21 protein-coding genes are annotated in these 24,482 nt (G+C 74.8%); 10 read left to right on the top strand and 11 right to left on the bottom strand.

The annotated features are described in order from the left end of the window. Window positions 1-90 precede the first annotated feature (90 nt). Window positions 91-600 carry a MarR family transcriptional regulator gene (locus Ae505Ps2_RS22170; RefSeq protein ID WP_075333431.1) on the bottom strand — a complete coding sequence of 170 codons (510 nt, stop codon included), beginning with the start codon at window positions 598-600 and terminating at the stop codon, window positions 91-93. Between the two features lie 269 nt (window positions 601-869). On the opposite strand from Ae505Ps2_RS22170, the gene asnB reads away from it, so the two are divergent. Next, window positions 870-2,744 carry an asparagine synthase (glutamine-hydrolyzing) gene (gene asnB / locus Ae505Ps2_RS22165; RefSeq protein WP_075553954.1) on the top strand — a complete coding sequence of 625 codons (1,875 nt, stop codon included), beginning with the start codon at window positions 870-872 and terminating at the stop codon, window positions 2,742-2,744. 73 nt (window positions 2,745-2,817) lie between these two features. Next, window positions 2,818-3,648: a DUF427 domain-containing protein gene (locus tag Ae505Ps2_RS22160; RefSeq protein ID WP_075333430.1), complete on the top strand. Its 831-nt coding sequence runs from the start codon at window positions 2,818-2,820 to the stop codon at window positions 3,646-3,648. 106 nt (window positions 3,649-3,754) lie between these two features. Here Ae505Ps2_RS22160 and Ae505Ps2_RS22155 read toward each other — a convergent pair whose 3' ends face one another. Then, window positions 3,755-4,234, bottom strand: coding sequence for a MarR family transcriptional regulator (locus Ae505Ps2_RS22155; protein WP_063718673.1), 480 nt, complete (start codon window positions 4,232-4,234; stop codon window positions 3,755-3,757). Window positions 4,235-4,333: 99 nt separating this feature from the next. On the opposite strand from Ae505Ps2_RS22155, the gene Ae505Ps2_RS22150 reads away from it, so the two are divergent. After that, the gene (locus tag Ae505Ps2_RS22150) at window positions 4,334-5,449 is read left to right on the top strand and encodes a M20/M25/M40 family metallo-hydrolase (RefSeq protein ID WP_075306388.1); all 1,116 of its coding nucleotides are present in this window, start codon (window positions 4,334-4,336) and stop codon (window positions 5,447-5,449) included. Here the strand turns inward: Ae505Ps2_RS22150 and coaA are convergent. Beyond that, a complete protein-coding gene (coaA, locus tag Ae505Ps2_RS22145) occupies window positions 5,421-6,350 on the bottom strand; it encodes a type I pantothenate kinase (protein WP_075311794.1) in 930 nt (309 codons plus the stop codon). The two genes, Ae505Ps2_RS22150 and coaA, sit on opposite strands and share 29 nt — an antisense overlap. A gap of 337 nt (window positions 6,351-6,687) precedes the next feature. Here coaA and Ae505Ps2_RS22140 point away from each other — a divergent pair, with 337 nt between their 5' ends. The 3 genes from Ae505Ps2_RS22140 to Ae505Ps2_RS22130 all read left to right on the top strand — a co-directional run bounded on the left by Ae505Ps2_RS22140 (window position 6,688) and on the right by Ae505Ps2_RS22130 (window position 10,178). Next, window positions 6,688-8,037 (top strand): hemolysin family protein, encoded by a 1,350-nt coding sequence (locus tag Ae505Ps2_RS22140; RefSeq protein ID WP_075554295.1) that lies wholly within the window; start codon window positions 6,688-6,690, stop codon window positions 8,035-8,037. Further along, entirely contained in the window at window positions 8,034-9,095 is a 1,062-nt protein-coding gene (locus Ae505Ps2_RS22135; RefSeq protein ID WP_075306390.1) for a hemolysin family protein, read from the top strand. Before Ae505Ps2_RS22140 ends, Ae505Ps2_RS22135 begins: the two co-directional genes overlap by 4 nt. A gap of 123 nt (window positions 9,096-9,218) precedes the next feature. Further along, window positions 9,219-10,178: a 3-methyladenine DNA glycosylase gene (locus Ae505Ps2_RS22130; RefSeq protein ID WP_233147764.1), complete on the top strand. Its 960-nt coding sequence runs from the start codon at window positions 9,219-9,221 to the stop codon at window positions 10,176-10,178. A gap of 4 nt (window positions 10,179-10,182) precedes the next feature. Here the strand turns inward: Ae505Ps2_RS22130 and Ae505Ps2_RS22125 are convergent, their stop codons facing one another. From Ae505Ps2_RS22125 to Ae505Ps2_RS22110, 4 genes are all read right to left on the bottom strand, one after another. Beyond that, the gene (locus tag Ae505Ps2_RS22125; RefSeq protein ID WP_075306392.1) at window positions 10,183-10,380 is read right to left on the bottom strand and encodes a hypothetical protein; all 198 of its coding nucleotides are present in this window, start codon (window positions 10,378-10,380) and stop codon (window positions 10,183-10,185) included. Between the two features lie 152 nt (window positions 10,381-10,532). Continuing rightward, window positions 10,533-11,390, bottom strand: coding sequence for an NAD(P)-dependent oxidoreductase (locus Ae505Ps2_RS22120; RefSeq protein ID WP_075553953.1), 858 nt, complete (start codon window positions 11,388-11,390; stop codon window positions 10,533-10,535). Window positions 11,391-11,443: 53 nt separating this feature from the next. Beyond that, window positions 11,444-13,147, bottom strand: a complete 1,704-nt coding sequence (locus tag Ae505Ps2_RS22115) for an ABC-ATPase domain-containing protein (RefSeq protein WP_075553952.1) — start codon at window positions 13,145-13,147, stop codon at window positions 11,444-11,446. 82 nt (window positions 13,148-13,229) lie between these two features. Then, window positions 13,230-13,904 carry a DUF4232 domain-containing protein gene (locus tag Ae505Ps2_RS22110; protein WP_075553951.1) on the bottom strand — a complete coding sequence of 225 codons (675 nt, stop codon included), beginning with the start codon at window positions 13,902-13,904 and terminating at the stop codon, window positions 13,230-13,232. A 150-nt stretch (window positions 13,905-14,054) separates the two neighbouring features. Between Ae505Ps2_RS22110 and Ae505Ps2_RS22105 the strand changes: the two genes are divergently transcribed. Then, complete coding sequence (locus Ae505Ps2_RS22105; RefSeq protein WP_075306398.1) at window positions 14,055-15,023, top strand: DUF368 domain-containing protein; 969 nt, start codon at window positions 14,055-14,057, stop codon at window positions 15,021-15,023. Here Ae505Ps2_RS22105 and Ae505Ps2_RS22100 read toward each other — a convergent pair. After that, entirely contained in the window at window positions 14,941-16,512 is a 1,572-nt protein-coding gene (locus Ae505Ps2_RS22100; protein WP_084786385.1) for a CoA transferase, read from the bottom strand. The genes Ae505Ps2_RS22105 and Ae505Ps2_RS22100 overlap by 83 nt on opposite strands. After that, complete coding sequence (locus Ae505Ps2_RS22095) at window positions 16,509-18,257, bottom strand: acyclic terpene utilization AtuA family protein (RefSeq protein ID WP_075311800.1); 1,749 nt, start codon at window positions 18,255-18,257, stop codon at window positions 16,509-16,511. Before Ae505Ps2_RS22095 ends, Ae505Ps2_RS22100 begins: the two co-directional genes overlap by 4 nt. Before the next feature lie 81 nt (window positions 18,258-18,338). Here Ae505Ps2_RS22095 and Ae505Ps2_RS22090 point away from each other — a divergent pair, with 81 nt between their 5' ends. Next, window positions 18,339-19,244: a LysR family transcriptional regulator gene (locus tag Ae505Ps2_RS22090; RefSeq protein ID WP_075306400.1), complete on the top strand. Its 906-nt coding sequence runs from the start codon at window positions 18,339-18,341 to the stop codon at window positions 19,242-19,244. 29 nt (window positions 19,245-19,273) lie between these two features. Here Ae505Ps2_RS22090 and Ae505Ps2_RS22085 read toward each other — a convergent pair whose 3' ends face one another. Continuing rightward, entirely contained in the window at window positions 19,274-20,638 is a 1,365-nt protein-coding gene (locus Ae505Ps2_RS22085; RefSeq protein WP_020624248.1) for an MFS transporter, read from the bottom strand. A gap of 233 nt (window positions 20,639-20,871) precedes the next feature. After that, on the bottom strand, window positions 20,872-21,528 hold the full coding sequence (locus Ae505Ps2_RS22080; protein WP_020624247.1) for a TetR/AcrR family transcriptional regulator: 657 nt from the start codon (window positions 21,526-21,528) through the stop codon (window positions 20,872-20,874). 141 nt (window positions 21,529-21,669) lie between these two features. On the opposite strand from Ae505Ps2_RS22080, the gene Ae505Ps2_RS22075 reads away from it, so the two are divergent. Both Ae505Ps2_RS22075 and Ae505Ps2_RS22070 read left to right on the top strand, forming a co-directional pair. Beyond that, window positions 21,670-22,602, top strand: coding sequence for a shikimate dehydrogenase (locus Ae505Ps2_RS22075; RefSeq protein WP_083695915.1), 933 nt, complete (start codon window positions 21,670-21,672; stop codon window positions 22,600-22,602). Continuing rightward, entirely contained in the window at window positions 22,592-24,448 is a 1,857-nt protein-coding gene (locus Ae505Ps2_RS22070; RefSeq protein WP_075333427.1) for a sugar phosphate isomerase/epimerase and 4-hydroxyphenylpyruvate domain-containing protein, read from the top strand. The genes Ae505Ps2_RS22075 and Ae505Ps2_RS22070 overlap by 11 nt, the downstream gene beginning before the upstream one ends. Window positions 24,449-24,482 lie beyond the last annotated feature (34 nt).

Raw genomic sequence — 24,482 nt, 5'->3', positions numbered from 1 at the left:
CGGCCACCCGGACTGCCCACTATCGCATCACCCGGGCGGGGCCCGGCGGAGCAGCGGGTGCCCGGGTGCGTCCGGGGCGGGTGGAGCGGGTCAGCGCACGAAGAGGTCCAGGTCGGTGTTGAACCGGTCGAGCAGCTCGGCGAGGGAGTCGCGGTCGTGGGTCGGCCAGTGCGCGATGACCTCGCGCAGCGGGGCCAGGCGGGCCTCGCGGACCTGCTCGCGGGCCGCAAGTCCGGCCGGGGTGAGGGTGACGCTGACCGAGCGGGGGTCGCGCTCGTGCGGGGAGACGTCGACCAGGCCGGCCCGCGACAGCCGGGACACCTGACGGCTGGCGGTGGGCTTGGAGACCCCCAGCTTGCCGGTGAGCGCGGTCAGCGAGAGGGGGCCCTCATCGTCGAGGAGCATGAGCACCGGGTAGGTGTAGCGGTCCACGGCGTCGTTCGTGCCGTACCCGTGGGACCACACCGACTCCATGGTGCGGCGGACCAGCAGCGTGATCTGCTTCTCCAGCGAGTGCAGCGGGTCCTGCGTCGCCGTGGCGACGCCGCCGGTCGCCACGGTGGCGTCGTCGTCAATCGGGCCAATCGGACGTTCGGTCATGTTTCGCATGCTACACACGTTGCGGGCCGCAACATTGACGATCGCAATCACGTAAGCGGATCGAAAGGTTCGTGCGCCTTCACGCAACGGTGCTGCTCCGAACGGGTGTGATCGGCGACGCGCGTCGCCGAAACCGTGGGACGAACCACCCAGCACCGGACAGAGCCCGCACCGTGTGTTTCCTCCGTGTTGCGTTCCGCAATCATTAGCGTTGCAATCGATCCACCGGACGACGTGGTCCGGGCACGAGATCGAGGAGGCGCTCAACCGTGTGCGGAATCTGCGGCTGGATCGACTACCGACACGACCTGGGGGCGGACGAGCACGCCCGCACCCTCGCGGCGATGAACGACACGATGTCCTGCCGCGGACCGGACCAGCAGGGGGTGTGGGCCCAGGGCCCCGCGGCGCTGTGCCACCGCAGGCTCGCGGTCATCGACATCGAGGGCGGCCGCCAGCCGATGACCCTCGACGAGGGCGGGGCACCCGCCCTGCACATGGTCTACTCCGGGGAGACCTACAACTTCCGTGAGCTGCGCGAGCAGCTCGCCGCGGCGGGGCACCGGTTCCGTACCTCCAGCGACACCGAGGTCGTGCTGCGGGCGCACCGCGAGTGGGGCGCGAAGGACCCGCGTGAGGTCGCCCGGCGGCTCAACGGCATGTTCGCCTACGCCCTGTGGGACTCCGGCACGAGCGAGCTGGTGCTGGTGCGCGACCGGCTGGGCATCAAGCCGCTCTACTACTACCCCACCCCGCACGGGGTGCTGTTCGGCTCCGAGCCCAAGGCGATCCTGGCCAACCCCGAGGCCGCGCGGGTGGTCGACGCCGAGGGGCTGCGCCGAGCGCTGGCGTTCGTCTCCGACATGTCCAACGCGGTGTTCCGCGGCATGCGCGAGGTCCCGCCCGGCTGCGTCGTCCGGGTCTCCCGCGACGGCGGGATCCGCGAGGAGCGCTACTGGCAGCTCACCGACACCGGGCACACCGACGACGTCGACACCACCGTGCACCACGTCCGCGAGCTGCTGGAGGACACCGCGCAGCGCCAGCTCTACGCCGACGTGCCGCTCTGCACCCTGCTGTCGGGCGGTCTGGACTCCTCGGCGCTCACCGCGCTGGCCGCGAAGCACGTCGAGGGCACCGTCCGGTCGTTCGCGGTGGACTTCGTGGGCTACGCCGACAACTTCGTCGCCGACGACGCCCGCAGTACCCCGGACACCCCCTACGTGCACGAGGTCGCCGAGTACGTCGGCACATCCCACCGCGACATCGTGCTGCGCACCGAGGACATGATGGACCCCGCCGTGCGCCGGGCCACGGTGCACGCCCGCGACCTGCCGGCCGGCATCGGCGACATGGACTCCTCGCTCTACCTGCTCTTCTCCGCGATCCGCAAGGAGTCGACGGTCGCGCTGTCCGGGGAGTCCGCCGACGAGGTCTTCGGCGGGTACCGCGACTTCCACGACCCGGAGACCGTCGCCGCGGACACCTTCCCGTGGCTCGCCGGGCGGATGATGAACCACGACCCCGCCGACCCCGGTCTGTTCGACGGCGCGCTGTGGGCCAAGCTCGACGTGCCCGGCTACGTCGAGGAGCAGTACCGGACGGCACTGTCCGAGGTGCCCGAGCTGACCGGCCCGGCCGCCGACGACCCGCACGAGCGGCGGATGCGCGAGATCTGCTACCTGTACCTGACCCGCTGGCTGCCGGTGCTGCTCGACCGCAAGGACCGGATGAGCATGGCGGTCGGGCTCGAGGTGCGGGTGCCGTTCTGCGACCACCGCCTCGTCGAGTACGTCTTCGGCACCCCGTGGGCGCACAAGACCTTCGACGGCCGCGAGAAGTCGCTGCTGCGGCACGCCACCTCCGACCTGCTGCCGGAGTCTGTGGTGCAGCGGGTCAAGAGCCCGTACCCCTCCACCCAGGACGACGGCTACGAGAAGTCGCTGCGCGAGCAGGTCGCCGAGATCCTCTCCCGCGGCGACGACGCCCCCGTCGCGCCGCTGGTGGACCGCGCGGCCGTCCGGCGACGGCTCGACGCCGGCGGCGGGCACGAGGCCAACTCGATGGGCCGCCGGATGCAGCTGGAGCGGATCATCGACCTCAACACCTGGATCGGCGACTACGACGTGCAGCTCTCGCTGTAGCCCCGTGGCGGGTTCGCCCCGTGGGTGGTTGTGTGGGTACCGACCCGCACGACCACCCACGAGGTGAGGCCACATGGGACTGACCCGCACCGACGGCCCGCTGTCGTCCTCCGCGCCGACGACGGTGAACTACGCGATCGAGGGCCCGCCGCACAAGCTGCTGATGCACCCGTTCCCGAGGCGGGTGCGGGCGGAGTTCGCCGGGCGCACCGTGCTCGACACCCGTGGCGGGTTCCTGCTGCACGAGTCGAACCTGCTGCCCGTGCTCTACGTCCCCGAGGCCGATCTCGACCAGGACGTGCTGGTCGCGACCGACCACACCACGCACTGCCCGTTCAAGGGCGACGCGTCCTACCGCTCGCTGGTCGTCGGCGACCGCACCGCGGAGAACGCGGTCTGGCACTACCCGGAGCCCGTCGCGGCCGCGCCCTGGCTGCGCGGGCTCGCCGCGCTGTACTGGAACGCCGCCGACGCCTGGTACGACGAGGACGAGCAGGTCTTCGCGCACCTCACCGATCCCTACACCCGGGTCGACGTCCGTCCGACCCACCGCGAGGTCGTCGTCACCCACGTCGCGACCGACGGGGTGGAGACGGTCCTGGCCCGCTCGCGACGCCCGTGGGTGCTGTCGGAGACCGGGCTGCCGAACCGCTGGTACCTCCCCGCCGCCGACCTCGCCGTCCCGACCTCGCCGAGCGACCTCCGGACGCGCTGCCCCTACAAGGGCGAGGCGCACTACGAGCACGCCGACCTGCCCGGCGGGACCCGGCTGGCCGACGTGTTCTGGCACTACCCCGACCCGCTGCCCGAGTCCTCCCGGGTCGCGGGGCTGCGCGCCGTCGCGGGCGGCAGCCGCGACGACGGCTCCCGGGTCGTGGTCACCGTCGACGGCGCCGAGACCTGAGCCCGGCCGGGGCGGCCGTCACCACGGGCGGCTCCACCGGGGCGGTGCCGGTCGGTCGGCCCACCGGGGCAGTCCCGGTCGGTCGTCGCACCAGGGTGCGGGCCGGTCAGTCGTCGGCGACAAGCAGGGCCTCCAGCGCGGGCAGCGCGGCCTCCAGCGCGGCGCGCTGAGCGGCGTCGAGCCGGTCGAGCCGGCGCGCGACCAGGGCGGTGCGCTGGCTGCGGATCTCGCGCAGCCGGGCCAGCCCGTCGGCGGAGACCGAGACGAGCACGCCGCGGGCGTCTCCCGGGTCCGCGGCACGCTCGACCATGCCCTGCTCGTCCAGCGCGGAGAGCACCCGCGACATCGTCGGTGCGGTCACACCCTCACGGCGGGCCAGCTCCGACAGGCGCAGCGGGCCGTGCTGCTCGACGGTGACCAGGGTCGACAGCTGCAACGGCGGCAGCGACTCGGAGCCGTCGATGCGGATCCGGCGGTTCAGCCGTCCCACCGCCAGTCGCAGCCGGGAGGCCACCTCGTCGTCGCTCGTCTCGAAACGGCCGGTCACCACGGTGCCACCGGACTCGCCGCCCGATCCCTCACTCATCGCCCCATTCTGCCAAAGAAGTGCTGAGCAATGGCATCGGCCCTCGGCGGCCGCGGCGTCGCGGCAGGGCCGTGGCAAGGTCGTGGCAAGGTCGCGGGGATGGAGATCCCCGACCCCGTCGCGCTCGCCGGCTCGCTGATCGCCCTCGACACCCGGGGCGGCGGCGAGCGCGCGGCCGCCGACGCCCTCGCGGGCCTGCTCGACGACGGCGGATTCACCGTACGGACCGAGCCCGACCCGGCCGACCCGGCACGGGCGAACCTGGTGGCCCGCCGCGGCGACGGCCGCCCACCCGTCACCCTCACCGGGCACCTCGACACCGTCCCCGCCGACCCGGCCGGCTGGTCGTTCGACCCGCATGCCGGTGACGTCGTCGACGGGCGGCTGCGCGGGCGCGGCAGCACCGACATGAAGGCCGGGGTGGCCGCGCTCGTCGTCGCGGCACTGCGCAGCACCCCGGCGACCCCGCTGCAGCTGGTGTTCACCTTCGGCGAGGAGACCGGCGGCGACGGCGCCCGGCTGCTCACCGGCCTGGAGCCGTCGCCACTGCTGGTGGTGGCCGAGCCGACCGCGAACCGGGTGCTGCACGGCCACAAGGGCGTGCTGTGGCTGCGGCTGGTGCAGCACGGGGTGAGCGCCCACGGGTCGCGCCCGGAGCTGGGCGACAACGCACTCGTCGCGCTCGGGCGGGTGGCCGCTGCGCTGCACGACCACACCTGGCCCGTCAGCGCGACGCACGGCGCCGCCACCGCCAACCCCGGGACGCTGCACGCCGGACTGCAGCCCAACCTGGTGCCCGACCGCGCCGAGCTGGAGGTCGACCTGCGTCTGGTGCCCGGCCTCGACGCCGCCGCGGCCCGCGACGAGGTGGCCACGGTCGCCCGCGCCGCGCTCACCGGGACACCCCACCGCGGCGTCCCGCACGTCGAGGTGCGCCTGGACCTGCCCGCCGTCGGCACCGATCCGGCCGACCCGCGGGCCAGGGCGGCCGCCACCGCGCTCGGCCACGACGGACCGGCGGCGTTCGCGTCCTACTTCACCGACGCGTCGGTGCTGGTCCCCGCGCTCGGGGACCCGGCGGTGCTGGTGTACGGGCCCGGCGACCCCGAGCTGGCCCACGTCACCGACGAGACCTGCTCCGCGGCCCGGGTCGACGAGGCGGCCGAGGCCCTCACCACGGCCCTGGTCAGAGCTTGCGCAGCCGCACCCGCGTGACGTCGTGGTTCGGGCCCTTGGTCAGCACCGCGCTGGCCCGCGAGCGGGTGGGCAGCACGTTCTGTTCCAGGTTGGGCTGGTTGATCGTCGCCCAGATGTGCTCGGCCCGTGCCACGGCCGCGTCGTGGTCGAGCTCGGCGTAGCGGCGGAAGAACGACTGCGGGTCCCGGAACGCGGTCTGGCGCAGCCGCAGGAAACGCTCCACGTACCAGCGGCGCACGTCGGCGGTGGCGGCGTCGACGTAGACGGAGAAGTCGATGAAGTCCGACACGGTCAGCGCGCCCGCGACCGCGGGCTGGAGCACGTTGAGCCCCTCGACGATGAGGATGTCGGGGCTGCGGACGACGAGCTGCTCGTCGGGGACGATGTCGTAGACCAGGTGCGAGTAGACCGGGGCGGTGACCTCGGGGCGGCCGCCCTTGATCTCGGAGACGAACCGCAGCAGCTTGCGGCGGTCGTAGGACTCCGGGAAGCCCTTGCGCTCCATCAGCCCGCGGGCCTGCAGCTCGGCGTTGGGGTAGAGGAACCCGTCGGTGGTGACCAGCTGCACGTCGGGGTGCTCCGGGGAGCGGGCGAGCAGCAGGCGCAGCAGCCGCGCGGTGGTCGACTTCCCGACCGCGACCGAGCCCGCGATCCCGATCACGAACGGGGTCCGGGCCCCGCCCGAGCCGAGGAAGCGCCGGTAGGCCCGGTAGAGCCGACCGCCCTCCTCGACGTGCAGGTTCAGCAGCCGCGACAGCGGCAGGTAGACCTCGCGGACCTCGTCGAGGTCGACGAAGTCGCCGTAGCTGCGCAGCTGGTCGAGCTCCTGGGCCGACAGCGGCACCGTCGTCGACGACGCGAGCTGCGACCAGGAGCGGCGGTCGAAGTCGACGAACGGTGAGGCGCTCCCCCGGGCCAGGCCCGAGCTGCGCCGGCCGCCGTACTGCGGGTGCGTCGCGGCCGCGGGGGACGCGCGCTCCGACGGGGGCGTCGGCTGCGGTGCGCTCACCGGTGCGCTGCGGTCGGGGCCCCGCTCACCGGCACCCGACCGCCGTCCGGGGAGCCCGGTGGCGCGGGGGACGGTGCGGAGGGCGACGTCGCCGTGGTCATGGCTGACCAACCTAGACCCCGGTCACGGCCGGGATCACCGTCGGGACGCCGTGACGTCACTCGCAGCTGCCCGACTCGCAGCTCCCGGCGCGCGGTCCCGGCGCGGCCGCCGTATCGTCGTGCACCGTTTCTCCCCGATGGAGGCCATGAGCTCCGTGTCCGTCCTGCTCTCCGTCCTCGGGCTGCTCGCGGTCGCCGCGCTCACCCTGGGAACCGCCGTGTCCGTCGCCTCGGAGTTCTCGCTCACCGCGCTCGAACGCAGCCGCATCGACGCCGCCGTCGCCCGCCGGGACGACCGCCGCACCCGCGCGGTGCAGCGGGCGCACGCCGGGCTGTCGTTCCAGCTGTCGGGCTGCCAGCTCGGGATCACCGCCACCACCCTGGCCACCGGTTACATCGCCGAGCCCGCCGTCGCCGAGCTGATCCGGCCGGTCCTGGAGGCCGTCGGTCTGCCGGCCGGGATCGCCGCGGGCACCGCGACCGTGCTGTCGCTGGTCCTGGCGACGGTGCTGTCGATGGTGTTCGGCGAGCTGGTCCCGAAGAACCTCGCGATCGCCCACCCGATGGAGGTGGCGCGCTCGGTGGTGTGGCTGCAGGCCGGGTTCGCCTCGGCGTTCCGCTGGCTCATCACCGGTCTGAACAGTGCGGCCAACGCCATCGTGCGCCGGCTCGGCATCGAACCGGCCGAGGAGCTGCGCTCGGCCCGCTCACCCGGTGAGCTGAGCTCGCTGGTGCGGGCCAGCGCCGAGAGCGGCAGCATCGACCCGGGCACCGCGGTGCTGCTGGAGCGCTCGCTGCGCTTCACCGACCGCGTCGCCGAGGATCTGATGACCCCGCGGGTGCGGGTGGAGACCATCGACGCCACCGACACCGTCACCGACCTGGTCGCGCTGGCCCGCCGCTCCGGGTTCTCCCGGTTCCCGGTCGTGGACGGCGACCCGGACGTCCCGCTGGGCCTGGTGCACGTCAAGCAGGCGTTCTCGGTGCCGCCGGCCCGCCGCGCCGACACCGCCGTGCGGGACCTGGCCCGGCCGGTCGAGACGGTGCCGTCGTCGCTGGACGGCGACGAACTCATGACCCGGCTGCGGGCGGCGGGACTGCAGACCGCCGTCGTCGTCGACGAGTACGGCGGCACCGCCGGTCTGGTGACCATGGAGGACCTGGTGGAGGAGATCCTCGGCGACGTCCGCGACGAGCACGACCGCGGCGAGCAGAACCGGGTGCGCCGCCTCGGCGACGGGGTCTGGGCGCTGTCCGGCCTGATGCGCGACGACGAGGTGGACGAGGTGACCGGGTTCCGCATGCCGCACGGGGGCTACGAGACCCTCGCCGGGCTGGTCGTGGCCCGGCTGGGCCGGATCCCCGACGTCGGCGACACCGTCGAGGTCGACGGGTGGACGCTGGAGGTCCTGCGCCGCGACCGCAACCGGGTCGCCGAGATCCGTGTGCAGCGCAGCGCCGACCGCACCGCCGGGCACGGGACGGTGCCGGCGTGAACGACCTGCTCGCACTGCTCGCCGCCGTCGCCCTGCTCGGGGTGAACGCCTTCTTCGTCGCCGCGGAGTTCGCGCTGATCTCCGGCCGCAAGGACCGCCTGGAGGCCATGGCCGACGCCGGCTCCGCCGGGGCGCAGCGGGTCCTCGACGCCTCGCACGACCTGTCCCGGATGCTCGCGGCCTCCCAGCTGGGCATCACCATCGCGTCGCTGCTGCTCGGCCGGCTCGGCGAGCCGGCCGTGGCGCACCTCATCGACGGACCGCTCGAGGCGGTCGGGGTGCCGGAGTCGTTCGCCTACCCGGTCGCGTTCGCGGTGTCGCTGATGATCGTCGTCGTCGCGCACATGATGCTCGGCGAGATGGTGCCGAAGAACATCTCGATCGCGGGACCGGAGCGCGCGGCGATCCTGCTGGTCCCCCCGTTCCTGGTGTGGACCCGGGTCACCCGCCCGTTCATCGACCTGTTCAACGCGATGGCCAACGCCACCCTGCGCCTGGTCGGGGTGACCCCGCGCGACGAGCTGGAGACCGCGTTCACCACCGGCGAGCTCGCCGAGATGCTCGGCGACTCGCGCCGTGAGGGCCTGCTCGACGACTCGGAGAGCTCGCGGATCGAGCGGACCCTGTCCTCGGCGGAGGCGACCGTCTCCGACGTCGTCGTCGCACTGGAGGACCTGGTGTGCCTCGACGCCGGCCCCGGCGGGACGACGACGGTCTCCGCGCTCACCGAGGCCGTCGAGCGGACCGGGTACTCACGGTTCCCGATCCGCGGCGCACAGGGCAGGCTGACCGGGTACCTGCACGTCAAGGACGTGCTGGATCTCGCCGACGCCGAGTCCGCGACGATCCCACCGCAGCGCGTCCGCAGCCTGCCGTCGGTCCCGGCCTCGGCCCGCCTCGACGAGGCGCTCGCCACGCTGCGGGCCGCCCGGGCACACCTGGCCCGCGCCGTCGACGAGCACGACACCACCGTCGGCGTGGTCACCATGGAGGACCTCACCGAGGCGTTCGTGGGCAGCGTCCGCGACGCCACCCACGCCCCCGGCACCCCGGCCTGACCCGCGCGCGTCGTACCGTCGGACACCGTGCCGCCCCCGTCCGTGCCGACCTCAGCCCGGCCTACCCCGCCTGTGTCGACCGCGTCCGGGCCGACCCCGAGCGTCTGCGCCCCGACCGCCACCGTGCCCGTCCTCGACGGCGCGACCTGGCGGGCACGGGCGGCGGCCCACCGCGAGCGGGTCGCGGCCTGGACCGGTCCGCACCGGGAGCGGCGACGGCGCGGCGAGCCGCACCCGGTGTGGGACTTCCTGTTCACCTACTACTCCCACCGCCCCGCCCAGCTGGAGCGCTGGGACCCGGGCCCCGGCGTCGCGCTCGCCGACGCCGCGGAACTCGCCGACCGCCCCGGCCACGTCACCCGGCCCGACGGCACGGTCCTGTTCGACCCCGCGGCGGCCCCGCAGCGGCTGCGGACGACCGCGGCGTTCGTGCACCGGCTGCTGGTCGCGACCCGGTCCCGGCCGCCCCGGCTGGGCTGCTTCGGCCTGCACGAGTGGGCGATGGTCTACCGCACCGACGACGTCCGGCACCGGGACACGGTGCCGCTGCGTCTCGGGCGGGCGGGCACCGACGCCGTCGTCGAGTCGGCGCGGATCAGCTGCACCCACTACGACGCCTACCGGTTCTTCACCGACGCCGCGGCCCCGCGCAATGAGCTCGTGCCCACCCGCGAGCGGCAGGTCGAGATGGAGCAGCCGGGCTGTCTGCACGCGACGATGGACCTCTACAAGTGGGCCTACAAGCTCGCCCCGGCGGTGCCGTCGGAGATTGTCGCCGACTGCTTCGCCCTCGCCGCGGACGTCCGCGAGCTGGACATGCGCGCCTCCCCCTACGACCTGTCCGGCCACGGGTTCGACCCGGTGCGGATCGAGACACCCGCCGGACGCGCCGAGTACGCCCGCGCCCAGGCCGGGTTCAGCGAGCGCGCCGCGCCGCTGCGCGACGCGCTGGCCGACCTCGCGGGCCGGCTCGCCGGGACACCCGACCACCCGGCCGGCCACCCCGCTGAGGGCCCCCTCGGCGGCCCGCACACGGACGACGGGGCCGCCGGGACGGTGCCCGGCGGCCCCGCGACCGCGTAGCGGCTCAGCCCGCGACGAGCTCGTCCAGCACGCCGTTGCGCGCCGAGGCGACGAGGTCGGCGAACTGGTCGACGCTCATCTGCACGCGCTGGCCGAAGTCGTCGGTGATCACGATCCGCTTCTCCGGGACGGCCGCGTCGTCGACGAACAGCTCGGGGCATCCGCAGTTGCAGCTGCCGCAGAAGGTGGCGATGTGTCGCACTCGGGTGCTCCTCGTCGTCGGTCCGGGTGTCGCGGGCGGTGTGCCCGCGCCGTCGGGAGAGGTCCCCCGCGGACTCCCGGCGGTTCCCGATGTCACCCGATGGGGTCAACCGGTCACCGATGGGAGCCGTGCGGGACTCACACCGGCAGGGCTCACACCGGCAGGTCGGCCGGGTCGGTGCCCTCGAGGAAGAAGTCGATGTCGTTGTGCTCGGAGTCGCCGTAGGGGGTGAGGTCGGTGACGCCGTGCGCGGCGAGCACCTCGTCGTCGATGAAGGTGTGCCCGGTGGGGCGCGTCGGATCGGTCAGGATCGCCAGGGCCGCGTCGGCCATGATCTCGGGGGTGCGGGCACGCCCGGCGACCTGGTCGCCGCCCAGCAGGTTCGTCACGGCCGCGGTCGCGATGGTGGTGCGCGGCCACAGGCAGTTGGCCCGGATGCCGTCGCCGGCGAACTCGTGCGCCCAGCCCAGGGTCAGCAGCGACATGCCGTACTTGGAGAGCATGTAGGGCGGGAACGCGCCGAGCCACTTCGGGTCGAGGTTGATCGGCGGGGACAGGGTGAGGACCTGCGCGTCGTCGGAGGCCTTGAGGTGGTCCAGCGCGGTCCGGGTCAGCAGGTAGGTGCCGCGCGAGTTGATCGACTGCATGAGGTCGTAGCGCTTGGGCGTCACGTCGGCGGTGCCGCTGATGTTCAGCGCGCTGGCGTTGTTGACGACGATGTCGACGCCGCCGAAGGTCTCGGCGGCGGTGGCGACGGCGCGTTCCACGTCCGCCTCGACCCGCACGTCCCCGACGACGGCGACGGCCTTGCCCCCGGCCTGCTCGATCTCGGCGACCGCGGTGTGCACGGTCCCGGGCAGGCGCGGGTCGGGCTGGTCGGTCTTGGCCAGGATGACGGCGTTCGCGCCGCGGCGGGCGGCGGCGAGCAGGATCGCGAGGCCGATGCCGCGGCTGCCGCCGGACATGACGATGGTGCGGCCGTTCAGGTCCCGCTGGGCGGTCTCGGTCATGGGGTCCTCCGGTGACGGTGCGTCGGTGCACGTGCTCGGAGGCACTCTAACAGTCAGCACTGACCGTTTCTGTGGAGGTGCGTCACACGTGCGGGTCGCAACCGGTTCAGCGCGGCCGCGACCTCGTGCCGTCGCGGCACCGCGACGTCCACCGGGGCGCCCCGGGTGATCGCGTCGGTCCCGCCGTGGCGCACGGCCTCCTCCAGCCGCTCCAATGCCGCGGCGAGGGTGACCCCACGCAGGTCGAGGGCGGCCAGGGCGTACCCGACGCCGGTGGTCTGGCCGGGGTCGGCGAGCTGGGCCACCGCGGACAGGTCGATGTCGTCGGCGCCGAAGGTGAGCCGCCCGCGGCCGCGGGCGGTGATCCTGCGCCGCCCACGTACCGAGGCGTCCACACTGCGGGGGTCGAACTCGCGGCGGGCGAACGCCGGGAACGCGGTGTCGGTCGCCTCGTCGGCCCGTCCGGCGATCTCCCGGGCCCGGCCGGTGACCTCGGAGGCGACGTAGTCCTGCAGCAGGATCACGGTGTCGGCGCGGTCGAGGTACTCCCCCGAGCCGCCCATGACGAGCACGGTGGACACCCCGTGCCCGCGGTGCAGCGGCCGGACCCGCTCGGCGAACGGGACCAGCGGCTCGGCCGGGATCAGCGCGCGCATCCGGTCGTCGCGGATCATGGCGTTGGTGGCTGCGGTGTCCTCGTCGATCAGCAGCACGCCGGCGCCGGCCTCCAGCGCCTCCACCGTGGCGGCGGCCTGCGAGGTCGAGCCGGACGCCGACTCCGTGGAGAAGTCGTCGGTGGGGTTCCCGGACGGCAGGCCGGTGACGAAGGCCGACACGTCGACGCGCTGCACCGAGCGCTCGTCCTCGGCGCGCACCGACACCGCGTCGGCGCGGGCGACGACGAGCTCGCGACCGTCGCCGGGGACGTGGTCGTACACGCCGTTCTCCAGCGCACGCAGCAGCGTGGACTTGCCGTGGTAGCCGCCGCCGACGATCAGCGTGACGCCCTCGGGGACGCCCATGCCGGTCACCGTGCCGCGGTGCGGGACCTCCAGGTTCACGCGCAGCTCCGGCGGGGAGACGAATGGCACCCCGCCCACCAGCGGCCGGTCGTCGACGCCGGAGGCGCGCGGCAGCACCGCGCCGTCGGCGACGAACCCGACCAGGCCGCGACCGGCCAGCGCGTCGCGCAGGGCACCGGCGTCGACGACGGTCTCCACGAACTCCTCGGCGGCGTCGGTGTCAGCGGTCTCCCAGCGCAACGCCCCCAGCACCGCGCGCGGCAGCGCGACCGTGACCTCCGCGGCCGCTGCCCGGCCGTCGATCCGCCGACCCCGGCCGGGCAGCGGCACCGACACCTCGGCGACGACCGTCCCGTCGGGCCGGATGCGGACCGCGCTGCGGTCGAGCACCTCCTGGCCACCCGCATCGATCCGCACGGTGCTGCGCTCCAGGGCCCGGCGCAGTGCGCGGGCCAGGAACCCGGCGAGGGCACGCGCCCGCACGGGCCCGTCGTACAGGCCGGGCGGCAGCCCGGCGGTCCGGGCGGGCACGGTCACCCGCAGCCGCGACGGCGGCGCGAACGGGTCGGCCTGCACCGTCCGGATCTCGAGGTCGTAGCCGTGCTCCCCCGTCCAGACGCCGGTGAGGTCCTTGTAGGAGCGGTAGGACGCTCCGTCGAGGTCGTGGAGCCGGGGGCCGAGAGCCGCGACGTCGCCGCGACGTCGGGGCGTGGCCGAGCGCTCGTGCGGGGTCATGCGGGGTCGTCTCCTCCACGTCGTGGCGACCGCCAGTGGCCCCGCGGGGCCCGGTCCGCGGCGGACCGGGCCCGGACGCGGATCAGCGAGCGGTGAACGCCTGGATCACCAGCTGGTCCCCGGGCGGGGTGGCGGCGCAGCCGGTGCCCTCCATCGGGACGAACAGCGAGTCGGTCTCGCCGGGCGGGTAGACGCGCAGTCCGCGCACCGCCGTCGGGCGGCAGGCGGCCTCGTCGAAGTTGCGCACGTTCACCACCCGCAGTGTCGCACCGGCGCTCCCGCCCGGGGCGAGCCGGACCGGGTCGCCGTGCCCGCCCTGCATCGCGGCGGCCGGGCCGATCTGGTGGCCGTCGTCGCCGCCGACGTAGGACACGCCGGGGAAGCCGCGCAGGTAGCAGGTGCGGCCGCTCTGGTTGCGCAGCGTCAGCGTCACGTACGACGAGCCCGCGGCACCGCCGCCCGGGTCGGCCGCGACCGAGCCGGCCAGCTCGGAGGTGTGGCAGCGCTCGTCGCCGCCCGCCTCGGTCCCCCCGGTTCCGGTGTGCGCGCCGCCGGCACCGGCGCCGCCCCCGGTGTTCCCGGCGTCGGACACCGGGGTGCTCGTGGTCGGTGCGGCGGTGCTCGGCGGCGTGGCGGTGCCGCCGGAGCCGGCGGCGGTCGGCCAGTCGCCGCCGCCCCCGCAGCCGGCGAGCACCGATCCGCAGGCGGCGATGGTCACGGCCCAGCGGGCGGTGCGGTGCAGGACGTACCCGTCCATGTCAGTCCCCCGATCGTCATGGTGCGTACGTCTCCTCGGACGTATCGGCACGCAACCGGTTGCCCCGATCCTTGGTGATGCGAACGAGAGTTCACCCGTCTGTCGCCGTTCGTCGCCCGGTCGGTACCGTCCTGGCCCGTGTTGTCGCGTATGTCCGTTGTTCATCTGGCCCGTGGGGCCGCGATCGGCGTGGTCGAGACCATCCCGGGGGTCAGCGGCGGGACCATGGCGCTGGTCGTCGGGATCTACGAACGCCTGATCGCCCAGGGCGCGCACCTCGTCGGCGCGGCCCGGGCGTTGCTGCCGGGCGCGGCGGGCGGTGACGTGACGCCCCGCGAGGAGCTGCGACGGCTGGACCGGGGCCTGCTGGTGCCCGTGGCGCTGGGCATGGCGCTGGCGGTCCTGGCGGCGTCGCAGGTCCTCCCGGGGCTGATCGAGGACCACCCCGTCGGCGCCCGGGCGGTGTTCCTGGGGATGGTCGCCGCGTCGGTGGTGGTCCCCCTGCGGATCACCGGGCGGCTGCGCGGGCTGCGGGAGTGGGCGCTGGTCGTCGTCGCGTTCGCGGCGACGTTCGCCGTCAGTGGGCTCCCCCCGGTCGTCGGCGACGGCCGCCCGCCGATGCTCCTGGTCGGGCTGGCCGCGGCGGTCGCGGTGTGCGCGCTGGTGCTGCCGGGGTTCTCCGGCTCGTTCCTGCTGCTGGTGTTCGGGCTCTACGAGCCGACCCTGCGTGCGGTGCGCGACCTGGACCTGGCCTACGTCGCGGTGTTCGGGCTCGGCGCCGTGGTCGGGCTCGTGAGCTTCGTGTCGGTGCTGACCTGGCTGCTGGAGCACCACCGCCGCACCCTCATGGTGATCATGACCGGCGTGCTGCTGGGGGCGCTGCGGGCGCTGTGGCCCTGGCAGGACGACGCCCGCGGAGTGCTGGCACCCGACCCGGGCTGGTGGTGGATGCTGCTGCCGGCCGCGGCGGGTGCCGCGCTCGTCCTGACGATCATGGCCGTCGAGCGGCGGGTCGACGGGGCGGCGGCCCCCGGCCTCAGCGGGGCAGCCACTCCGGACGCCCGGAGCCGCGCGGGACGAGCACCGTGCGGTACTCCCCCGGCGTCGCGCTCATCGTGACCTGGTCGGTCACCCCCTGGTAGTGCCCGAGCGGGGTCTGCGCGGTGAACGTCTCCGGGGCGGGGTAGGCGTGCCGCTCCCCGGTGCCCGCGACCTCGCGGGCGTAGCCGAGGTCGAGCACCCCGAGCTCCAGCATCCAGAGCGCGGCCCGGGCCAGCGACACCTCCACCGCCCAGGACCCGCCCTCCACCGCGCGGCGGCGCAGGGCCGCGGCGATCCCGGCGGCGGTCAGCCAGGACACGATGTAGTCGTTGACGACCAGGATCGGCGAGAGCCGGGGCGTCACCGTCGGGTCGGTGGCCGAGCCGCCCTCCAGGGTCATCATCCCGACCAGGGTGCCCGCGGACTGGTCGAACCCGACGCGGTGCGCCCACGGCCCGACCGGCCCGTGCAGGGTGTTCGTCGCGTGCACGATGCCCGGCCGCACCGCGGCGGCCTCCTCGGCGGACAACCCGAGCCGGGCCAGGTAGCCGGGGCGGCGGTTGGCGTAGAACACGTCGGCGTCGGCGAGCAGCCCGCGCAGCAGCGCGGCGCCGTCGGCGGTGTGCGGGTCCACCGTGGCGGACCGGACGCCGACGTTCGCGGTGACGTAGGTGCTGTCGTGCTCGAACTCCGTGGGGCGCCAGATGTTCAGCACGTCCGCGCCGTGCAGGGCCAGCGCCCGCCCGGTCCCGGCACCCGCGATGACGTGGCCCATCCCGAGCGCGCGCAGCCCGTCCAGCGGGAGGTCGGCGCGGCGGCGCTGCGGGAACGGCTCGGGCGGGGCGTCGCCGATGCGGCGCAGGGTGATCGGCGGGGTGCCGGCCAGCGCCGCGTGCTGCTCGGTCGCGAGCCACTCGCCGGGGGTACGGGCCATCGGCATGACGATGCCGACATCGCTCGCGGCCTCCTCCAGCTCGGCGGCGTCCCACCGGGCGATCGCGTCGGCGACGCCGCTCTCCGGGGCCCCGAGGAAGGTCTCGGCCCGGGCCCGCAGCGCGGGGTAGGGGTTGAGCGGCATCACCCAGCGGTCGTCGCGGGTGCGGTGGAACGAGAACCCCAGCGCCTGCGAGGTGATCGCCGGGCTGGCGGCCGGGTACCCGTTCACCAGCTCCCAGCGGCGGTCGTAGAACGGGCAGAGCCGGTGCGGGGCGCGCCGGACGTCGACGGTGACGTCCTGGCCGTCGCCGCCGCGGTCGCGGTGCACCGCGGCCATCCCGACCGACTTCGCGGCGAGCGCGACGGCCGCACCGCCCCCGAGGCGCAGCGCGCTGGGCACGACCGGGTCGGCACCGACGAACGCGACCCGCCCCCCGGCGTCGGCGCCGCTCATCCCGACGCAGCCCAGCAGCCCGTCGAGCGCGGCGCCGGGGTCGAAGGCGTCGTCGGTCGCGGGGGACGCGACGTTCGCGAGGATGCGCTCGGCCGTGGCGTCACCGGCCGTGGCGTCACCGGCAGTGGCGTCACCGGCAGTGGCGTCACCGGCAGTGGCAGCGGCGGGGGTGGTCATGCGGTGGGTCCTCCCACGTGTTTGGCCCGCAGGTACTCGCCCACGGACTTGCCGATCTGGTCCACGCGCAGGTTGGCCGAGCCGCCCGAGCCGAGCAGCCCGACGAGCACCAGGTGCACCGCGCGCAGGTGCGGGAACTCGTGGCGGACGATGCGGCCCCCGGCCTCGGGGAGCAGCGCGGCCGCCCGCTCGGTGGTCAGCGTGGCACGCAGCCAGTCCCAGTGCGCGGGGTCGCGGCACCAGACGCCCACGTTGGCGTTGCCGCCCTTGTCCCCGGCCCGCGCCCAGGTGTACTCGCCCAGCTCGACGGGCGGGCCGGTCGGCGCGGGCAGGTCCGGCTCCGGGTGCACCGGCTGTGCGGTCTCGTCGGGGGTCGCCGTCCGCGAGGCGCGGGGGACCTCGACCCGGCTGCCGTCGTCGAGGACGGCGTGGTGGTCGAGCAGCGCGGACTCCAGCAGCGCCGGCCAGTACTCGATCCGCGGCCACGGCTGCGACGCCCGCGGCGCGTGCCCGTCGTGGTGGAACCCGGGGAAGCCCTGCAGGTACAGCGACCCGACGGCCGGGGAGAACCGGACCAGCGGCTCCTTCTCGCGGGCGGTCGCGATCACCCGGATCGGGACGGTCGCCGCCCACTGGGTCGGCGGGTCGACCGCCGCGACGCCGAGCGGGGTGACCTCCAGGGTGTCGACGTGGCCCTCCAGCGCCGCGCGCAGCTGGTTGCGCAGCAGCTCCACCTTGCCCTCGACGTCGGGAGCGGTGCAGAACAGCATCGTGGAGATCTCGTAGCCGATGGGGGCGAACACCGCGACCTTCGCCGTCGGCGGCGGCGGGGACCCGGTGACCGGACCGATCGCGACCCGGTCCGGTCCCTGCTGGCTCAGCCGCACGGTGTCCAGGTGCACGGTGACGTCGGGGTTCAGGTAGCGCGGGCCCTGGATCTCGTAGAGCAGCTGCGCGGTGACGGTGTCGACGGTGACCGTGCCGCCGTCGCGGGCGTGCTTGGTGATCACCGAGGAGCCGTCGGCGGCGACCTCGGCGATCGGGAACCCGGGGCGCAGCATGCCGGGCACCGAGCGGAAGCCGGAGAAGTTGCCGCCGGTGGCGTGCGCGCCGCACTCGATGACGTGCCCGGCGGTCACCGCCCCGGCCAGGGCGTCGACGTCGTCGGGGCCCCAGCCGTGCCACCAGGCCGCCGGCCCCGCGGTCAGCGAGGCGTCGGTGACCCGCCCGGTCACGACGACGTCCGCGCCGGCGGCCAGCGCGGCGGCGATCCCGAACCCGCCGAGGTAGGCGTTCGCGGTGATCGGGGCGAACCCCCAGTCCTTGAGCGGGGCCCCGGTGTCGAGATGCTCGAGCCCGTGGCCGTCGGCGTGGAAGTCGGCGAGCCGATCGAACACCCCGTCCCCGGCGACGTGGGCGACCCGCAGCGACAGCCCGGCCGCCGCGATCCGGTCGCGCAGCTCCTGCGCCATCCCGGCCGGGTCGAAGCCGCCCGCGTTGGTGACGACCCGGATCCCGCGGCGGGCGATCTCGGGCAGGTGCGGGGTGAGCTGGTCGAGGGCGTAGGCGACGTAGCCGGGGCCGCCGCGCCCGGCCGCGGCGGCGAGCGCGGCGAGGGTGATCTCGGCGAGGTAGTCGCCCATCAGGACGTCGACCGGGTCCCCGGCCATCGCCTCGTCGACGGCGGTGTACCGGTCGCCGAGGTAGCCGGACACGTTCGCGATACGCACGGGACGGGAGGCCATGCCGGTCACGGTAGGCCGCCGGTCAGGGCCGCGACCAGGACCGATGACCGCACCTGGGCGTGACCTCTAGGGTCATGCCCCGTGGAGCTGTTCCATCTGCGCTACTTCCTCGCCGTCGCCGACGAGCTGAACCTGACGCGGGCGGCGGCCCGGCTGCACCTGGCCGCGTCGCCGTTGTCGCGACGGGTCCGCGACCTGGAGCGGGAGCTCGGCGCGCCGCTGTTCACCCGGTCCGCGCGCGGGATGGCGCTGACCGCGGCCGGGCGGGCACTGCTGCCGCGGGCCCGGGACATCGTCGCCCGGGTCGAGGCGCTGCCCGGCGCGCTCGCCGCCGCCGACGGGCATCCGGTCGTCGTGGTGGGGATGGCCCCGGACGTGACGGCGGCGGTCCGCGACGGCTTCCTGGAGCGTCTGCGGGCCGCGCGTCCGGAGCTGGCGGTGCGGATCCGCCCCGGCACCTCCGCGGAGCTGGCCCGCGCGGTCGCCCGGCGCGAGCTGGACCTGGCGTTCGTGCACGGCGCCGTCGACGACCCCGGGCTGAGTGCACGACGGGTGGAGACCCGGCCGGCCGCCGTCGCCGTCGGGCACGGGCGGGGTTTCGACGACCGGACCGAGGTCGCCCTGGAGGAGCTGGCGGACCTGCCGTACGTGTCCATCCGCTACGACGCCGCCCCGTCGGTCTACCGGGCCACCGGGGAGCTGCTGGCCCGCCACGGGGTGCACCGGCGGATCGAGCTCGACACCCACAACCCCGGCGACCTGACCCACGTCGTCGCCTCCGGGGAGGCGTTCACGCTGGTCGGACTGGGGTCGGGGGCGACGCACAAGGCGTTCGTCGGGGAGCCCGTGCACGTGCTGCCGGTGACCGGGGCGCAGGTGCGGCTGGGCACCGACGCGGTGTGGCGCACCGACCGGGCCGCCGACCCCGGCGACGTCGTCGGGTTGCTCGCGGCCGCGGCCGGGACGCCGGCGGGGCCCGTGGCGTGACGCCACGGGCCCCGCTGCGGTGCGGTCGGTCAGACGTGGGCCGGGGCCCGGTCGCGGGTCCCGAACCCGGCCTCGATCTCGTCGAGGGTCTGGTGCGCGGTCTCCCGGGCCGACCAGGCCGACGCCGCCGCGACCAGGCAGATCACGGCGCCGAAGACGGCGACCGGCAGCCAGCCGGTGACGCTGTTCTCGGCCAGCGCGGCGGCGATGGTCGGGGCGAAACCGCCGAACGCGAAGCCGATCTGGGTGCCGACGGCCATGCCGGTCAGGCGGACCTTGGCCGGGAACATCTCCCCGTAGAACGAGGGCCAGACACCGTTGGCCGCGCTGTAGACCACCCCGGAGAGCAGGATGCCCGCGCCGAACACGAACAGGTACTCGCCGGTGGACACCGCCCACAGGTAGACGGCGAGCAGGACCGCGCTGCCCAGTGCGCCCGCGACGAACACCGGGCGGCGTCCGACCCGGTCGGACAGCGTGGCGAACAGCGGGATCGCGGCCAGGGCCACGACGTTCGCGCTGACGACGACCCACAGCATCGTCGAGCGCTCCAGGCCCACGGTGTTCACCGCGAAGGACAGCGCGAAGACCGTCATCAGGGTGCTGACCGAGGCGACGGTCGCGGCGAGGCTGACGCGCAGCAGGTTCGGCCAGTGGTCACGGAACAGCGCGGCGATCGGGAGCTGCTCCGCGGCCCGCGGGGACCCCTCGGTGTCGGCCACCTCCGTCGCGAAGACCGGGGTCTCGTGCAGGGTCCGCCGGATCAGCACACCGGCGACCATCACCAGCACGCTCGCCCAGAACGGCACCCGCCAGCCCCAGGACAGCAGCGCCTCCTCCGGGAGCAGCGCGATCGGCAGGAACACCGCGGTCGCGATGATCTGCCCGCCCTGGGTGCCGGACAGGGTGAAGCTGGTGAAGAACGCACGCCGGTGCTGGGGCGAGTGCTCCAGCGTCATCGAGTTGGCGCCGGCCTGCTCTCCGCCCGCGGACAGGCCCTGCAGCAGCCGGCAGGTCACCAGCAGCACCGGCGCGAGCACGCCGACCTGGCCGTAGGTCGGCAGGAAGCCGATCGCCAGCGTCGCGACGCCCATCATCATCAGCGTCGAGACCAGGACCTTCTTGCGGCCGAACCGGTCCCCGATGTGTCCGAACAGCACCGCGCCGAGCGGGCGGGCGACGTAGCCGAAACCGAAGGTCGCCAGCGACAGCAGCGTGCCGGCCACCGGGCTCGAGTCGGGGAAGAACACCTTGTTGAACACCAGCGCCGCAGCGGTGCCGTAGATGAAGAAGTCGTAGTACTCCAGGGCGCTGCCGACCCACGCGGCCAGGGCGGCCCGTTTCGGCTGCGCCTCCGGCGCGCTCGGCGCGGCGGCGGACGGTTGCTGGCTCACGGTGGCTCCCGGCGTGTGCGACGTTGCAGGCACTTGATGACGCGGTCGACGGCCCGGGCGGCGAGCCGCTCGTCTATGTACCGTCTGGTTAGGTACCGAATAGTGAGTTGCGGCGCGAGGCGTGTCAAGAGCCGGATGGACGCCGGCGCGGTCACCCCGCCAGGGGTTCTCCGTCGACCCTGCGGTCGGTCCTGCCGGGCGCCTGCCACGGGCCCCTGCCGTCGGCTCCGCCGTCAGTCCTGCCCCACACGGGCGGTCAGGTACTCCACGACCAGGTCACCGACCATGCGGCGGTAGTGCCCGCGCCGCTGCGGGTCCAGCAGGTCACGGTCGAAGATGGCCGAGACGGTGTGCCGGTTGGCCACCCGGAACACGCAGAACGAGCTGATCAGCACGTGGACGTCGAAGGCGTCGACGTCGTCGCGGAACAACCCGGCCTCCCGGCCGCGGGCGAGGATGGAATCGAGCACGCCGAGCGCGGGCCCGGCGAGCCCCGCGCGCAGCGGGGAGGAGCGCAGGTGCTCGGCGTGGTGGATGTTCTCGATCGCGACCAGCCGGATGAAGTCCGGGTGCGCCTCGTGGTGGTCGAAGGTGAGCTCCGCGACCGCCCGCACCGCCCGTGCCGGGTTGAGGTCCGACACCGACAGCTGCTGCTCCAGCGCCCGGATCCCGGTGTACGCGCGTTCGAGAACGGCCAGGTAGAGACCCTGCTTCGAGCCGAAGTAGTAGTAGAGCATCCGCTTGGTGGTCCGGGTGCGCGCGGCGATCTCGTCGACCCGCGCCCCGGCGAGGCCCCGGTCGGCGAACTCCGCGGTCGCCTCGTCCAGGATCTCGGTGCGGGTGCGCTCGGCGTCGCGCTGCCGGACGCCCTCCTCCGGTACCGCCGCCACTGCGGCCCCCCTCCACCGGTCCGCGCCACCGGGATCCCGGTGGCGCCCCGGACTCTACGGATCGTCGGCCGTTCCCCCTGGCCGACGGACCCACCGTCCCGTATAACTAACCGTACGGTACATAGATCCGAGGAGGGATCCGTGCGGAGCAGCAACGAGACCCGGCGCGAGACCGACGCCACCGCAACCGGCACACGGGTGCGGACGGGGTTGATCGGCGCCGGCATCGGTCCGTCGCTGTCCCCCGCCCTGCACGAGCGCGAGGGCGCCGCGCACGGCCTGGACCTGACCTACACGCGTTTCGACCTCGACGTCCTCGGGCGCGACCCCGACGCCGTCGGCGACCTGCTCGCCCTGGCCCGCGCGCAGGGCTACGCCGGGGTCAACGTCACCCACCCCTGCAAGCAGCGGGTGATCGGCCACCTCGACGTCCTCGCCCCGGACGCCGCCGCGATCGGCGCGGTCAACACCGTCGTCATCGGTGCGGACGGGGCGCTGACCGGGCACAACACCGACTGGACCGGCTTCCGCGACGGCTGGCGGGCCGGGCTGCCCGGCGCCGCGACCGGGCGCGTCGTGCTGCTGGGCGCCGGGGGTGCCGGTGCCGCGGCCGCCTACGCCATGGCCCGCGAGGGCGTCGGCGTCCTGCAGATCGTCGACGTCGACGGTGCCCGCGCCGCCGCACTCGCCGCGTCGGTGACCCCGCACCTGTCCCCCGGCGCGCACGCCACCGGACACCCGCTGCCCGCACTGTCCGCGCTGCTCCCGGGGGCCGACGGCCTCGTGCACGCCACCCCGACGGGGATGGCCGAGCACCCCGGCCTCCCCCTCGACCCCGCGCTGCTCGCCACCCGTCCGTGGGTCGCCGAGATCGTCTACCGGCCGCTGGACACCGCACTGCTCGCCGCCGCCCGCGCCGCGGGCTGCCACACCGTCGACGGCGGCGCGATGGCCGTGCACCAGGCGGCGGAGGCGTTCCGGCTGTTCACCGGCGCCACACCGGATCCGGCGCGGATGCTCGCCCACCTGGCCGAGCTCGTCACCGCCGAGCAGGCGGCGGCCCGTGTCGCCTGAGCCCCGCCCCCCGCACGGGCCCGCGCGCCTGTCGCTGGCCACGGTCTGCCTGTCCGGCACGCTGGAGGACAAGCTCGCCGCCGCCGCGACCGCCGGGTTCGACGGGGTCGAGATCTTCGCGCCGGACCTGCTCGCCGACCCCGAGTCCCCCGCCGGGATCGGTGCCCGCTGCCGCGACCTGGGCCTGTCGGTGGACCTGTACCAGCCGCTGCGCGACATCGACTCCACCGATCCCGCCCGGTTCGCCGCGAACCTGCGCCGCGCGGACGCGACCTTCGAGGTCATGGCCGGTCTCGGCGCCGACACCGTGCTGGTGTGCTCCTCGGTGTCCCCCGACGCCGTCGACCCCGCCACCGACGCCGACCTGCTCGCCACCCAGCTGCACACCCTCGCCGACCGGGCCCACGAGCGCGGGCTGCGCGTCGCCTACGAGGCGCTCGCCTGGGGCCGGCACGTCGACACCTGGGACGCCTCCTGGGACGCCGTGCGCGCCGCCGACCACCCCGCGCTCGGCCTGTGCCTGGACTCCTTCCACATCCTCGCCCGCGGCTCGGACCCCGCTCCGATCGCCGACGTCCCCGGCGACAAGCTGTTCTTCCTCCAGCTCGCCGACGCCCGTGAGCTGTCGATGGACGTGTTGTCCTGGAGCCGTCACCACCGGCTGTTCCCCGGCCAGGGCGGGTTCGACCTGCCCGCGTTCCTCGCCCCCGTGCTGAGGGCCGGGTACAGCGGACCGCTGTCGCTGGAGGTGTTCAACGACGTCTTCCGCCAGTCCGACCCGGTCCGCACCGCCGTCGACGCCCGCCGCTCGCTGATCGCGCTCGCCGAGGCCACCGCACGGGCCGGCGCCGGGACCGATCCCGTGGGCACCGCGGCGCCGGCCCTGCGCGGGACGGCGTTCGTCGAGCTCACCGCGGGCCCGGAGCTCGGGCGGGTGCTGCGCGCCCTGGGGTTCAGCCGCACCGGGGTGCACCGCACCAAGCAGGTCGAACGCTTCGAACAGGGCGACGCCCGGCTGCTGGTGAACGCGGCGGGCGACGGCACCGGCGCGGTCGCCGCGATCGCCGTCGAGTCCGCCGACCCCGCTGCCGCCGCCCGCCGCGCGGCCCGGCTGTGCGCCGCCCCCGTCCCCCGGGTCACCGGGCCCGGGGAGGCCGAGCTCGCCGGGATCACCGCCCCCGACGGCACCGCGGTGTTCCTGTGCCGCACCGACGGCGACGCCGGACGGGCCTGGCCGCACGACTTCGTCGCCGTCGACGAGCCCCGCTCCCCCGGCACCGGGATCACCGGCATCGACCACATCGGGCTCACCCAGCCCTACGACGCGTTCGACGAGGCGGTCCTGTTCCACCGCGCCGTGCTCGGCCTCGACACCGTCGGCGACGGCGAGTACGCGGCCCCGTTCGGGCTGGTCCGCAGCCGCGCGCTGGCCGACCCGGACCGCAGCGTCCGGCTCGCCCTGACCGTGTCGGTGCTGCGCCGCGGCGGGTGGAGCCCGGCCGTCGCCGACCCGCAGTACGTGGCCCTGGCCTGCGACGACGTGCTCGCCACCGCGGCCGCCGCGCGGGCGGCCGGGGTACCGCTGCTCCCGGTCCCGGCGAACTACCACGACGACCTTGCCGCCCGCCTCGACCTGCCCGCGGCGACCGTCGCGGTCTACCGGGAGCTCGGCGTCCTGCACGACCGCGACGCCGCCGGCGACTACCTGCAGGTGTGCACCGAGCTGCTCGGCGGCCGCCTGTTCCTGGCCCTGGTGCAGCGCACCGGCGGCCACGACGGGCACGGCTGGGCCGACGCCCCGGTGCGGATGGCGGCCCATCGCCGGTCCCGGCTCGCCCGGGCCTGAGCGGCGCCGCTACCGTCCCGGCGTCGGTCGCGGA

The organism is Pseudonocardia sp. Ae505_Ps2, assembly GCF_001932425.1.
Lineage (GTDB): Bacteria > Actinomycetota > Actinomycetes > Mycobacteriales > Pseudonocardiaceae > Pseudonocardia.
This window is presented reverse-complemented; position numbering and strand designations above follow the sequence as displayed.

What these genes read in the sequence shown, in the direction of transcription:
- Ae505Ps2_RS22170 (WP_075333431.1), bottom strand. Translation starts at nt 600, where the DNA reads ATGACCGAACGTCCGATTGGCCCGATTGACGACGACGCCACCGTGGCG.
- Ae505Ps2_RS22160 (WP_075333430.1), top strand. Translation starts at nt 2,818, where the DNA reads ATGGGACTGACCCGCACCGACGGCCCGCTGTCGTCCTCCGCGCCGACG.
- Ae505Ps2_RS22155 (WP_063718673.1), bottom strand. Translation starts at nt 4,234, where the DNA reads ATGAGTGAGGGATCGGGCGGCGAGTCCGGTGGCACCGTGGTGACCGGC.
- Ae505Ps2_RS22150 (WP_075306388.1), top strand. Translation starts at nt 4,334, where the DNA reads ATGGAGATCCCCGACCCCGTCGCGCTCGCCGGCTCGCTGATCGCCCTC.
- Ae505Ps2_RS22140 (WP_075554295.1), top strand. Translation starts at nt 6,688, where the DNA reads ATGAGCTCCGTGTCCGTCCTGCTCTCCGTCCTCGGGCTGCTCGCGGTC.
- Ae505Ps2_RS22120 (WP_075553953.1), bottom strand. Translation starts at nt 11,390, where the DNA reads ATGACCGAGACCGCCCAGCGGGACCTGAACGGCCGCACCATCGTCATG.
- Ae505Ps2_RS22115 (WP_075553952.1), bottom strand. Translation starts at nt 13,147, where the DNA reads ATGACCCCGCACGAGCGCTCGGCCACGCCCCGACGTCGCGGCGACGTC.
- Ae505Ps2_RS22110 (WP_075553951.1), bottom strand. Translation starts at nt 13,904, where the DNA reads ATGGACGGGTACGTCCTGCACCGCACCGCCCGCTGGGCCGTGACCATC.
- Ae505Ps2_RS22105 (WP_075306398.1), top strand. Translation starts at nt 14,055, where the DNA reads ATGTCCGTTGTTCATCTGGCCCGTGGGGCCGCGATCGGCGTGGTCGAG.
- Ae505Ps2_RS22100 (WP_084786385.1), bottom strand. Translation starts at nt 16,512, where the DNA reads ATGACCACCCCCGCCGCTGCCACTGCCGGTGACGCCACTGCCGGTGAC.
- Ae505Ps2_RS22095 (WP_075311800.1), bottom strand. Translation starts at nt 18,257, where the DNA reads ATGGCCTCCCGTCCCGTGCGTATCGCGAACGTGTCCGGCTACCTCGGC.